The sequence below is a fragment of the Antarctobacter albus genome, from assembly GCF_900101505.1.
In the GTDB taxonomy this organism is placed as follows: domain Bacteria; phylum Pseudomonadota; class Alphaproteobacteria; order Rhodobacterales; family Rhodobacteraceae; genus Antarctobacter; species Antarctobacter albus.
Genome location: NZ_FMZI01000006.1, coordinates 1 through 12,421 on the forward strand (window position 1 = coordinate 1; position 12,421 = coordinate 12,421).

Sequence of the window (12,421 nt, forward strand, 5' to 3'; positions counted from 1 at the left end):
GACCTGTTCCTGACTGCCGGACCCGTCAGCGATTACATCGGGGCGCGTGCCCTGGTCAGCGGGTTGCCCAAGGTGAAGTGGCTGCTCGGAGATCGTGGCTATGATGCCGATTGGTTTCGAGAAGCCTTGCAGGACAAGAAGATACATCCTTGCATCCCGGGCCGGAAGAAACGGAAGACGCACGTCCGGTACGACAAGCGCAGATACAAACGTCGCAACCGGATCGAGATCATGTTCGGCAGGCTCAAGGACTGGAGGAGGGTTGCGACCCGTTATGACCGCTGCCCACGAACCTTCTTCTCAGCAATCGCACTTGCTGCGACCGTAATCTTCTGGCTTTGAGAGAGAACGAGTCCTGACCCCAATGGTGAAACGCAAACCGTCAATATTGGCGGACGTGTGAGATGGGCAATCGAGGAACTGCGGAAAGCTGGCCCGGCGGGCCGCACCGGACGCGAAGCATTGGGGCCGCGATGGGCGGCCTATATCTGGCAGGCCAAGCACGTTCACGGCATCCCGATTGCCGATGCCTGGGAAAGCCATGAAGGCGAGCACCCCGGCAGGCACAAGCGCTGGTGGCTGGATAGCGAAATCCTTTCCTGCATACAGGAAAGCGAGGGCCAGTCATGAACCGGCTGCAAATCTTCTATCTCCGCCGCTTGCACGGCCTGACCGAAGCACAGGCGCAGGCCGTCGCCGCCCTGATCTGGGGGGCAGGCAATGACTGACGCACGCGACATGACAAACCGCCTTGGCGGCAAGTGGCTTCGCACCTATGGCACCGCGCCTTGCCCGGTTTGCCAGCCCGAACGCCGGAAGGATCAAAACGCCCTGACGTTGCGTGATGGCGAGGCCGGGCGGTTGCTGGCGAACTGCAAGCGGTTGGACTGCGGTTTTCGCGACATTCTGGCGGCGGCTGGCGTTGTCCCCGGAGAGTATCGCGCGCCGGATCCAGTGAAACTTGCCCGCCGCGAAGCGGAACAGCGAAACGAAACCGCACGCCGCGCGCGTATTGCGCGGCAAAACTGGCAAGAGGCGCAGCCATTGGCCGGAACCGTGGCAGAAAGTTACCTGCGCGGACGCGGCATCACCTGCGATCTGCCCGATAAACTCCGTTATCATCCGGCCTGCTGGCACGGTGCCACAGCGAAACGCTATCCCGCCCTGGTCGCGGTGGTTGAGGGCGGCAACGGTTTTGCGGTCCACAGAACCTACCTTTCCATGGACACCTCGGAAAAAGCGGCAATCGAGCCAAACAAGGCCATGCTGGGGGCAACCGCAGGCGGCGCTGTGCGGCTCGCTGAAGCCCAAGGTTCGTTGGTGGTGGCTGAGGGCATAGAAACCGCCCTGAGCCTTGCCTGTGGCCTTCTGCGCGCACCTGCGACCATCTGGGCGGCGCTCTCCACCTCTGGAATGCGCGGGCTGCGACTTCCGCCCGACGCCGGGCGACTAACCATCGCCCCCGATGGCGACCCGGCGGGCCGCGCGGCTGCGCACGCTCTGGCCGAACGGGCACACGCGACCGGCTGGGCCGTGTCGCTTTTGCCCGCCCTCGATGGCCACGACTGGAATGATATTCTCATGATGAAAGGGACGCGCGCATGACCGCCTTCAATCCCGCCGAACCCATCCCGTTCACACCCGAAGGACCGCAACCGCTGGTGCGCGAGATTGCCCTCGGCGCGCAGTATCCCGTCACCCATCTCGGACCATTGCGCGAGGCGGTGGAAGCGGTGCAGGGCATGGCGCAGGCCCCCGTCGCAATCCCGGCGGCTTCGGCCCTGGCGGTGGCATCGCTGGCGGTGCAGGGTTTTGCGAATGTGGAAACGCTGGGCGGGCCGCGTCCCGTGTCTCTCTACGCCCTGACCATCGCCCGCAGCGGCGAACGTAAATCGAGCTGTGACGGGCCGCTGATGGCCGCCCTGCGCGACCACGATAGGGAACAGGGCAAGGCCCAGCGCGAAGCCTTTACGGCTTGGCAGAATGCGCACGCGCTATGGAAAGGCGAGCGCGACCGCATCCTTGCCGAGGCCAAGAAGAGCAAGGGAGAAAAGCGCACCGCTGCGCAGGCCGACCTTGACGCGCTCGGGGCGGAACCGGCGGCACCGCCCAGCGCCGACCGCACCGTGACCGAACCGACCTTTGAAGGCCTGACCCGGCTTTTCGCCACGGGGCAACCGTCGCTCGGGATTTTCAGCGACGAAGGAGGGCAATTCCTGGGCGGGCACGCCATGAACAGCGACAACCGGCAAAAGACGCTGGCCGCGCTGAATGACCTTTGGCAGGGCAACCCGATACGCCGCACGCGGGCCGGTGACGGGCACGCAACGCTCTACGGGCGCAGGCTGGCGGTGCACCTGATGGTGGAGCCTGCCGTCGCACGCGCCTTCATCGCCGACCGGATGGCGGCGGATACGGGCTTCCTGATTTGCGAACCGACTTCGACCATCGGCACACGGCTTCATGCGAACGCACGGGGCGATTCCGTGACCGTGGCGGACTTCGGGCAACGGCTGCGCACGATACTGGAAACACCCTTGCCGATGGACGACGAAACCCGCGAACTCTTGCCCCGCGTACTGCCGCTCGCCCCCGAGGCCCGCGCGTTGCTGGTCCGCTTAGCCGATGCAATCGAGGCCGCGCAGGCCCCCCAGTGGCGACCTCGCAAACGTCACCGGCTATGCCAGCAAGGCGGCGGAACAAGCCGCGCGCATCGCGGGTGTGCTGACGCTATGGCGCGACTTGGATGCACCTTCCGTCACTGCGCGGGACATGGGCGAGGGCATCGCGCTTGCGCAATTCTACCTGTCCGAGGCGGTGCGATTGGCCGACGCTGCGACGGTATCACAAGAAATCGACCGGGCCGAAGCACTGCGCAAATGGCTGCTGGAAAGCTGGGAACATTCTGACGTCATGGTGCGCGACGTGGTGCGGCTCGGGCCGAACCCGCTTCGCGAAAGCCCGAAGGCCCGTGCCGCTCTGGGCATCCTTGAGCGGCACGGATGGATTGCGCCGCTCGCCCCTGGAACGGTGGTGCGCGGGGCTGCGCGGAATAAAGCGTGGGCAATCGTGAAGGGTGGCGGCGATGTGGTTTGATGTGTCCGCCGCGCTTGCTGAAATCGAAGGCGACACAGAGCCCGCCGCCGAGGCTCGACCCGCTGCGACAATCGCGACACCTGCGACACAAGCCCCGGATCCACGCCCCGTGTCGCGATTGTCGCAAGTGTCGCAACACGCCCGCCCGCGACCCCGGCGCGCCCCGTCCCCCCTTCATGGCTGGACGGAGAACCTTTCCCGCACGGCAAGTCCCCTGGTGGCCGCCCATTGACCTGGACGGGCCGTGTCGTGTCGCTGGACGATTGGCGCACACTGTCGGATTGGGACCGCCACGGGCCGGGTGGGCGGCGGTGGTGCTGCAAGAGGAGGCAGTGGCTTGAATCTTGATCGAAAGGTTTGCAAGATTTGACCTAACCTGCAGTGACCAGATGTGAGGATGATATGGGGCTGGATCGACCGACGAGGGATGAAGCCTGTGGCTATAGGCAGGAAAAACTGGATGTTTGCCGGTTCTAAGGGCGGCGGAGAAGCCATGGCCACCGCCTTCACCGTCATCGAGACCGCCAAGTTGAACGGCATAGATCCCCAAGCCTGGCTGACCTGGGTGCTCGGGCGCATCGCTGACCACAAGACCAACCGTCACGACGAACTGATGCCTTGGAGTTACGCTGCGCAGGCGGCGCAAGCGAGACCGCCGACGCCCTGCCAGAGCACCTTCACCGGGCGGTCACGCTTCAGGCGATCTGAATAGCGCTGATCACAAGCTCTTCGAAGCTGGCTTCGTCGAGCATTTTGCTGTTTTCGATCGATATATGCAGATCGCCAAACTGCAAGAGACCATCGCCCGATGGCTGCACGATGAAGGCGTCGGCAAGCATTAGCAGGGGATCTGCTGCCGCCAACAGTTCATCGAAACCGGCAAGGACTATGATATCGTCCGCGTTCAAATCAATGATGGTGTCGCTGGATCCATCGCTGGTTTCGGCATCGAAGACAAACCAATCGGTCCCAGAGCCGCCCGACAGGCTGTCTGCGCCAAACCCGCCGATCAGGGTATCGTCTCCCGAGGTCCCGATGAGCGTATCGTCTCCGTCGCCACCGCTCATGGAATCATTGCCGCTTTGGCCTTCGAGCAGGTCATTGCCGGCAGATCCGATCAGGGTATCGTTATCCTTGCCGCCAAAGAGGTTGTCTGATCCATCGCCACCGTCGATCAAGTCATTGCCGTTGCCGCCGTAGATCATGTCCACGTCGTCACCGCCATACAGGCTGTCATCGCCTGTGTCTCCGTATAGCCGATCCTCGCCCGCGCCGCCGTCGAGCAGGTCATTGTCCTTGCCACCTTTCAGCAAGTCAGCGCCGTCGCCACCTTGCAAGGTGTCTGCGTCATCGCCACCGGACAATTTGTCCGCGCCGGAACCACCCACCAGAAGGTCCTCGCCAGAGTCGCCGAAAAGGCTGTCATCCGCCGCGTTGCCAAGAACCGTATCATTGCCCGAGTTGCCGAAGACAGGCCCGGATGCGCCACCGGCAAGCAGGATGACCGTGTCGTCCCCGTCCTTGGCATCGCGTTCCGTTTCCGACGGAGACAGAAAGACGAAATCGTCTTCGACAGTGAACAGGCCTCGGTCTTCGGCAAAGCTTATTCCGTCGGGACCGATCGAAACCTGTACAGGTTCCAGATGCATATCAACGGTGCGCAGGAACAGGCCCGAAGGGCTTACCGAAACCGACGCGCCGATCTTGGAAATGCGATCCAGGAAGGATTCCGGAATCTCGTCCAGAGAGGGCAACCACTTACCTTGCCCCTTGTGCCCGGGGTGGGCCGCGTCAAGCGAGCGCGCCCATTTCAGCAAGAGGGCTTCGGTTGGTGGGGCAAGATCGAGGTCGGGAATTGGCCCGCGTGGGACGTTGCCGGGTGTGCCGGCCGACTTCGCAAGAGTCTTGGCGGCTTTGGGTACTGGCATGGTCTTTCACTCCGAATGAATTGTATTGCGCGGCTCCGCCTGTCGGCCCGCAAACTGGTTACCAACCGATGCCTTGGCAGTGCGCGGGTTCGGTCTGTCCGGCAAACAGGCGAGCAACGTCGATGACCGGAACAAACACGTCCTGCGCCGCCTGGCGGTATTCAGGCAGGGCGTGGGTCACGATCACCGCATCCGCGTCATGAAGCGTGTCCGCGATGTCTTCGCTCAGAAGCTGCGGCAACTGCTGGCAGAGGTCTTGCAAACCCGGTTTCGTCGAGGCCGCGTGGCGCGCACTTTCGGCAACATTGTCAGATGTCACGAAGTGGTCATGTGCGCTGACGGCGATGCCTTTCTCCTGAAGCTGGGCGATCACGTCCAGGATCGGGCTTTCGCGCAGGTCGTTGGTGCCGGGCTTGAAGGCAAGGCCAAGTACGGCCACCTTGCGGGGTCGCGCGGCAAGAAGCATGGCAACGGCCCGGTCGATCTGCGCCAGGTTGGACTGGTCAAGGCTGCCGATCAGGGGCAGGTCCACGTTTCGGCTCTGCGCCAAATGGTTCATCGCCCGCACTTCCTTGGGCAGGCAGGACCCGCCGTAGGCGAAGCCCGGCTTTAGGTAATAGGGCGACAAATTCAGCTTGGTGTCCTGGCAAAAGATGTCCATGACGTCTCTTCCGTCGATATTCAGAGCCTTGGACAGGCGACCGATCTCGTTTGCGAAGCAGACCTTGTTCGCGTGCCAGACATTGTCGACGTATTTGACCAGTTCGGCGGTTTCGATTTCGGTCAGGATCGGCTTGGCATCGACGGGCTCGAAGATCCGGGCCACGATTGCGACAGAGCGTTCATCCGACGCGCCGATGACCGTCTTGGGCGGCGTCCGGAAGTCATCTACCGCGACACCTTCGCGCAAGAATTCGGGAACAAAGGCGATGCCGAAGTCGACGCCGGCCGCCTTGCGTGACGCTTGCTCGATCCGGCGTGCCATGACGTTCATCGTGGTTCCCGGCGGAACAGAACACCGCAAAACGACCACGTGAAAGCTCTTCTTGGTTGCGATGGCGGCACCGATCGTATCGGCCACGCTTTCGATGTAACGCAAGTCACAAGAGCCATCGGAGGCGGTCGGCGTGCCGACGGAAACAAAGGTCGCATCCGTACCGGCAACGGCCGCACAGAGGTCGTCGGTGGCAGAGATTGCCCCGCACTTGACGCCGTCGGCCAACAGGTCATCGAGGCCCGCTTCGTGAATCGGGGATTTGCCTTCCATGACGTTCGCGATCTTGAGCGGATCGACGTCCACGCCAACGACCTGGTGGCCGAGCGATGCAAGACATCCAGCGGTCACCGATCCGACGTAGCCGAGACCGACGACGCTGATGCGCGGTTTGTGGTCCGGAACCAGATAGGGCTGGAACCCCCTCGACACATCTGAATGCCAGTTCGCAGAGACAGCGTCCAACATTTGCTCATTACCTCGATTTCTGTTTCTTTAAGTTGGACAATCAACCTTCATTGTGGTCGAAATTGGACGCTATTAAGAATATGTTAGGATTTGCAGGACTCGCCTCAACTTATTGACGGTAAAGCGAAAATTCGGATGCCTCTGGTGTTTGAAACCGGACATCGTCACCAAAAGGGAAGGGGTTTATCCCCTTGACGCAAGTGATTCAAAACTGCCGCAATCTGGCGGCGGCGTGACGCCGCAGGTCTAGCCTTGCGGTCCAGTAGAAACTACCTTGAGAACATGAGCGCAGCAGGCACCCAACTTCCGTACAATCCGCGCGTCCTTGAGTGGGCGCGTGTTCGTACGGGCATGGCTGTCGACGAAGTCGCAAAAAAGATCAATGTTGCAACTCAGAAGATAATTGACTGGGAGTCAGGAAAGTCCACGCCCACTACGCGCCAAGGTCGGATGCTGGCAGCGTCTTATGACAGGCACTTTCTTGAGTTTTTCTCGGACAGCATACCACAACCTTCTGAGGTTGTGCTGGTGCCAGACTACCGAACCTTCAAAGGCAAACAAGCGCCTGGTCCAAAAGAAACCCGCTCAATGATTGCCGTGCAGGAATGGGCGGAGGAGCAAAGGCTAAACGCTCTAGCGATTATTGAAGAACTTGGGGACCGCCCGCCCGTTTTCTCCCAAAACCTTCGATTTAACCTTGACGCGGATATTGAAACGGCTGCTGAAATCAGCCGCGAAGCAATGGGCCTCAGCATCGACGACCAGCTCCAACTCAAAAAAGCGCTTCGATACACATTCCCTGAAATTCTTCGCGACAAGATAGAAGGCATGGGGGTACTTGTACTCAAGCAAAGTGGGATTACAAAGCTTGGCGCGCGTGGGATTTGCCTATTTGCAGAGCCGCTTCCTGTAATTATCTATGGGAATGAGTCACCGGGTGCGCAGGCGTTCACGCTGGCCCACGAATTTGGTCATGTGCTGCTTGGATCAAGTGGTATAAGCGGACAGCCTCGTCTTGGAGGAAAGTCAGGCCACAAGGCAATTGAGGATTGGTGCAACAGATTTGCTTCGGCATTTCTTGCCCCCAAGGCTTCCATAGAGCGGGCGCTGGAAAAGCCTTCTAAACCCCTGGAGCAATTTGACACAATCGCCCTTGGGGATCTTGCCCAGATGTTCGCTATGAGCCGTCATGCGATGCTCATCAGGCTTGTCAATCTAGGTTATGTGCGGCCTGAATTCTATTGGAAAACAATGCGTCCGCTTTTCCTCGAAGAAGAGGAAAACCATAAGTCTTTCGGGCGTCCACCATACTACGGGAAAAGATACGTCAATGCGAAAGGTCGCTTTTATACTGGACTTGTGATGTCGGCTTGGAGTGGTGGGCACGTGACCGCGCACAACGCAGCCGAGTACATGGGCATTAAGAATTTAGAGCACCTAAAAGATATCCGCGAGGATTATGGATTTTGACCCATAAGTATTGCCTCGATACGTCCGGTTTCTCCAATCCTCTGATGGATATGCCAGAGGACATTCACAAAACACTGTGGCCAAGTGTAGTTGCGAAAATTGATGCTCACATTTTCTGCTGGAATGTGGAGATCGCTACTGAGATGAGTTCCATCCAAGGAGCCGTGGGTGCTGCGCTCAAAAATTGCAATGGTTCGTGCTGCTTTGTGGAGGGTGAGGGCAGTTGGAATTGGGGAGTGTACATTGCGACAAACAACACATGGCGGGATCAGTTTAAGCAGTACATCTCCGAATACAACGGGAACCGAAAAAACACAATTGGCCTCAATGACTTGTCCATTGTTGCGCTTGCTCACACACTGGAATTACCAGTCGTCAGCATGGAGGCCCCCAACCTTGGGCAACCTAGCCAAACAAAACTGCGAATACCGGATTTGTGCAAAGTGGTCCAAGTCGAACACTTCAACTTCACGCAGCTATGTCGAAAAGAGGGGATAAGCGGATGAATCTATCCTTGATGCAAGCGTTGAATGAAGATCGCTTGGAAGACTTCATCGCCCAAGAGGAAGCCCGAGGGGTTGGCCCCATCAGCGAGGCAGACTTTGACGCGACCGCCTCTGCCGTTATCAAAACGCCGCAACCAGACGATCAAACATCAGGTTCACCTCGCCGCGATGGTTCGCGCGGAAAGTGAACTCGTCCAGATACTTGCGCATATGCTGCTGGCTGATCGACACGTGAGTGCCACGGATGGAGTGCTTGAAGTGCCGCCAGAAGCTTTCCACGTGGTTCGTGTGATGCATCGTGTCTGTCTCAGCGTCATAGATCGCCCATTGCTTCGCCCCGTGCTTAACCGCAACGTGAGTGTAGCCTTCGCCTTTCAGTAAGCTGTAGCTGTAGAGTTCGTCAGTCGAAACAGTGGCGCCAGCCTCAACAGTCTTGAGCGTTTCAGCGCGTAGGGTTTTCAGCTTCACGTCAGGAATGATTTCCGTGACCAGCCGCCCGCCACGCTGCTTAAAGCCCATGACGATTGTCTTGCCAGCCGCACCGCGGCCACGCTTGCCAGGGCGCTTGCCTCCCACGTAAGCCTCATCAATCTCAACATGGCCTTGCAGCATGGCCTTGAGTTCGTTCTTGTCCATTTGCTCGCGGATTTTGTGGCCCATCCGCCAAGCGGTCTTATAAGTCACGCCAAGTTGGCGTTGCAGTTCCTTGGCGGAAACGCCGTGGCGCGTCGTAACAAACAGATAGATTGCATAGAACCACGATTGCAGCGGTGTGCGCGTGTCCTGGAAGATGGTGCCAGCGGTGGGGTAAACGTGGTCGCCGCAAGCAGCGCAGGCCCAAGCGCGGCGCACTTGCTCTTTGCCGCGTTTCTTGTCGTAGACCGCGCTCACACGGTGAAAAGTGCTTTCAACACCGCAGGACCGGCACACATGCCTGTCGCCAAATCTAACGCGGAAGATGTGCTCAAGGCAGACTTCATCGTCCGGGAAGCGATTAAAGAAATCGCGAACGCTAAAGTCAGGGGATGCTGATTTGCTCTTTTCCATGCATCATAGATAGCAAATCGGCCTACTTGCGTCAAGGGGATACACCCCAAAGGGAAAGGCAGGCCAGGTCTTCCGGCGTCACGTCGGGCCCTCGATCTGAACGGGGTTCAGAACGTCTGGAACAATGCGCCGGAGCCCAAGACCAGTGCCACTACTTGTATGAAGACAAGGGCAACCGTGACGAACTGGAAAAGCGCGACGGCAGACTTGGCCCGGTAGGCAAGGCTGACTTCGTGCTGAGCTCTCTGACCGCCCCGGTTGGCCCAGCGCTGCTTGTGTGGAAAGAAGATCATGAATGACTTCACCGAAGCATTCAAAAGCTGGTTGGCATACAGCAGGAAAGGCCATGTCAGATCCGGCCGCTTGGCATACCGGAAGAGGAACAGGCTGAGCACCAGGCGGGACACCAGGATCCATGACAGGGCGATCCAGACATAGCCCGGGTCAAGGATCAGCGAGAGCAGGATCAATGTCGGGCTAACCAGCATGGTCCAGATCGCAAGACGCTGATCCAGCACGCACCACCAGATGAACCAGCCGACTTTTCCCGGCCCCAGCTGCAACGCGCGTGCGCCATTGCGCAGCATGTTGCCCGACCAGCGGCGCAGGTTCTGGACCATCCGGTCCCGACCGCTGCCCTTGATGACTTCGACGGTATAGACGCAGACGTCCGGCACGTAGAGCATCTTTGCCCCACGTCCGAGCAGGAAGTACCAGGTGCTCTTGTCGTCCCCGGAGAGGAAGCGGAAACGCCCCCAGAGCCAATGATCGAGGAAATCCGCTTCGATGGTCCGGACAAAGGACAAATTGCAGATCTGCCGCGCCCGGAACATGCTCATCCGTCCGGTTAGGGTCAGGACCTTGTCGCTCATGGCGTGGCTCTGCATGGCGAGCCGGCGTTGTGCGAAACGCATGTTCAGCCAGCGGCGCATCCAGGACGGTCCATAAGTGATGGCCTCTTCGTCCGTCGTCAGGGCCTCGAGCTTGGCATCCGCGCCGAACATGGCGCAGCACCGCGCCAGGACACCAGGGCCCAGAATGGCGTCGCCATCCATGAACAGGATCAGGTCATCGTCGTCTGGAGCGGTGCGAATGATGGCGCGCATCACAAGGCCAATTGCCATCCGCTTGCCAGGCTGGTTCTGGCGGATGAACGCTACTTCTGCGTCAAGATCGGCGCCATGTTCCCAGATAACTTCTTCGATGATGCGTTCGTCGTGACGCGCACCACTGCCGACCCAGATGGTCGCAGGTACGCCTATTTCGCGGATCTGATCCAGAAGTGCCTTGATCACGTGGCGCGTGATGGCCTCTTCTTCGTAGTAGGTCGTCATCTGGACATGCAGGTGCCGTGGTCGCCACCCGTCGTTCCAGATCCGGTCACAGTGACTGCGAATGCCCGGGAACTTGTCCCTTTCGTAACGGCGGGCGCGTTGTGCGTGGTTGAACCACCAGCCATACCGCCATATGCCCAGAAGCCCCAGGACCCAGGTGATCTCTTGGTGCTCCACATCGTAGAGGAACCCCGGGATCAAGACGACGCAAAGCAGACCAAGCAGAACCATGCCCGCCAGGGCCAGCATGTCCCGAAGACGCCATTTGTTCCCGGGAATCGGGGCCTGATGGACCCTCATACGTTCGGCGATGTCGCCATAGGGATCCGCGGGAAGCCAGCTGGTTTCGGGCATCAGTTCTTCTGCGTCTCGGCAGAGGCCGGACCGACACTCAGGGCCTGGTAGATGGGGAGAACAACAGGCTTGTATGCGAAGAAGGCAAAAAGCGCGTAGATGGCGACCGCCGTCAGGACCCGCGTCGGGCGTGGCAAGGCACGGCGCGTCTCCGCCGCGACTTCCTTCGGAGTTTGTTCCATCGAGATTTTTTCGACAGGCGCGTCCATCGCAAGGATCATGCGGTCCATCGTCATCGCCCGGCCCGTTGCCAATTGTCGGTAGAAGTTGGCCAAGACTTCGGACTCACGCTGGCCAATGGCCGAAAACCGGAAGCCGTCGATATCGGGGTCATAGGCCAACCTGGCTTGCAATGTAATGCCGAAGCCCTGGAAGGGGATGGTGATCGTGGCTTCGCCGCTAAGTCGGGGGACCGATATCGGACGCGTCACATGCTCAAGCGACCAGGACTCAGCCCAGAAACATCCCGCGCCCTCGAGGTCAACCAGAAGAGGTGCCTGGATGGTGTAGCTCAAATCTGGCAAAGCGGGTTCGAACCGGACTTTCATGTGATTCATCCTTATTTAAATGAATAATGCTAGTCGAATGTGTCTATTGTTTGGCGTAGCGACGACAGTCGGGGACGCTGAGGGGCATTGTTGTGTCAACGGCGCCAAAAGGGCGGCCAGTCTGGGCATGACGGGCGATTTGGCAGCCGCGCTCCCCAAGGAGTTGGGGTTGCCAAGGTGCCTTTGTCTGCAAGGACCAAATTCGAACTTGGTACAGCCGTTCTGGTGAGGATCCGCCCCACCTGAGTGGTCCGCGTTGAGTGTTAGTGCATGGTCGGCCTTTGGTCCATCGGGACGATGGTTTCCGGAGCCGGCGGGCGGTAGCCCAGAGCACTGTGAGGTCGCTTGGTGTTATAGTGTTTTCGCCATTGTTCGATCAGGATTTGCGCCTCGCGCAGGCTGTAGAAGATTTCACCGTCGAGCAGCTCGTCTCGGAAACGTGCGTTGAAGCTCTCGCAGTAGCCATTCTCCCAAGGCGATCCCGGCTCGATGTAGGCCGTCTTGGCGCCGACGGCTGCGATCCAGTCCCGGACAGCCTGGGCGACGAACTCGGGTCCGTAGCACGTCGGGAAGAAGCGTTGTTTTGAGGTTATGGCCGCGCGCTTCTGCCCCCCCCTTTGTCCCCTTCTTGAATGACCGGGGCCTCGGCGTCAGGCAGGTTGGCCAGGCCACACGT

Annotated in this window: 11 protein-coding genes and 3 pseudogenes; 8 read left to right on the forward strand and 6 right to left on the reverse strand. The window is 59.6% G+C overall.

All coding sequences use genetic code 11. The features are described from left to right. The 6 genes and pseudogenes from BLQ71_RS11480 to BLQ71_RS11500 all read left to right on the forward strand — a co-directional run. Positions 1-342 (forward strand): IS5 family transposase (locus BLQ71_RS11480; RefSeq protein WP_139168475.1); only part of this gene is annotated, 342 nt, incomplete at its 5' end. Between the two features lie 45 nt (positions 343-387). Next, positions 388-630 (forward strand): winged helix domain-containing protein, encoded by a 243-nt coding sequence (locus BLQ71_RS11485; protein ID WP_373286039.1) that lies wholly within the window; start codon positions 388-390, stop codon positions 628-630. 108 nt (positions 631-738) lie between these two features. Continuing rightward, positions 739-1,605: a DUF7146 domain-containing protein gene (locus BLQ71_RS11490; RefSeq protein ID WP_232784778.1), complete on the forward strand. Its 867-nt coding sequence runs from the start codon at positions 739-741 to the stop codon at positions 1,603-1,605. 137 nt (positions 1,606-1,742) lie between these two features. Further along, positions 1,743-2,627: pseudogene (locus tag BLQ71_RS11495) on the forward strand (DUF3987 domain-containing protein); the annotation flags it as partial. Further along, positions 2,626-3,096, forward strand: coding sequence for a DUF3987 domain-containing protein (locus BLQ71_RS27060; protein WP_107992216.1), 471 nt, complete (start codon positions 2,626-2,628; stop codon positions 3,094-3,096). The pseudogene BLQ71_RS11495 and the gene BLQ71_RS27060, both read left to right, overlap by 2 nt. A 421-nt stretch (positions 3,097-3,517) precedes the next feature. Beyond that, positions 3,518-3,808: pseudogene (locus BLQ71_RS11500) on the forward strand (transposase domain-containing protein); the annotation flags it as partial. Here the strand turns inward: BLQ71_RS11500 and BLQ71_RS25985 are convergent. Continuing rightward, positions 3,792-5,024, reverse strand: a complete 1,233-nt coding sequence (locus BLQ71_RS25985; protein ID WP_107992215.1) for a calcium-binding protein — start codon at positions 5,022-5,024, stop codon at positions 3,792-3,794. The pseudogene BLQ71_RS11500 and the gene BLQ71_RS25985 sit on opposite strands and share 17 nt — an antisense overlap. A gap of 58 nt (positions 5,025-5,082) precedes the next feature. After that, entirely contained in the window at positions 5,083-6,486 is a 1,404-nt protein-coding gene (locus tag BLQ71_RS11510) for a nucleotide sugar dehydrogenase (protein WP_083342227.1), read from the reverse strand. A 282-nt stretch (positions 6,487-6,768) separates the two neighbouring features. Here BLQ71_RS11510 and BLQ71_RS11515 point away from each other — a divergent pair, with 282 nt between their 5' ends. Both BLQ71_RS11515 and BLQ71_RS11520 read left to right on the forward strand, forming a co-directional pair. Continuing rightward, entirely contained in the window at positions 6,769-7,956 is a 1,188-nt protein-coding gene (locus BLQ71_RS11515; RefSeq protein WP_088702331.1) for an XRE family transcriptional regulator, read from the forward strand. Then, positions 7,953-8,462 (forward strand): DUF4411 family protein, encoded by a 510-nt coding sequence (locus BLQ71_RS11520; protein ID WP_074621827.1) that lies wholly within the window; start codon positions 7,953-7,955, stop codon positions 8,460-8,462. Before BLQ71_RS11515 ends, BLQ71_RS11520 begins: the two co-directional genes overlap by 4 nt. A gap of 120 nt (positions 8,463-8,582) precedes the next feature. Here BLQ71_RS11520 and BLQ71_RS11525 read toward each other — a convergent pair whose 3' ends face one another. The 4 genes and pseudogenes from BLQ71_RS11525 to BLQ71_RS11540 all read right to left on the reverse strand — a co-directional run. Continuing rightward, positions 8,583-9,509, reverse strand: coding sequence for an IS1595 family transposase (locus BLQ71_RS11525; RefSeq protein WP_074621828.1), 927 nt, complete (start codon positions 9,507-9,509; stop codon positions 8,583-8,585). 107 nt (positions 9,510-9,616) lie between these two features. Further along, entirely contained in the window at positions 9,617-11,197 is a 1,581-nt protein-coding gene (locus BLQ71_RS11530; RefSeq protein WP_074621829.1) for a glycosyltransferase, read from the reverse strand. Next, entirely contained in the window at positions 11,197-11,745 is a 549-nt protein-coding gene (locus BLQ71_RS11535) for a hypothetical protein (protein ID WP_043140988.1), read from the reverse strand. Before BLQ71_RS11535 ends, BLQ71_RS11530 begins: the two co-directional genes overlap by 1 nt. A 263-nt stretch (positions 11,746-12,008) precedes the next feature. Further along, positions 12,009-12,302, reverse strand: a pseudogene (locus BLQ71_RS11540) (integrase core domain-containing protein); the annotation flags it as partial. Positions 12,303-12,421: the final 119 nt, after the last annotated feature.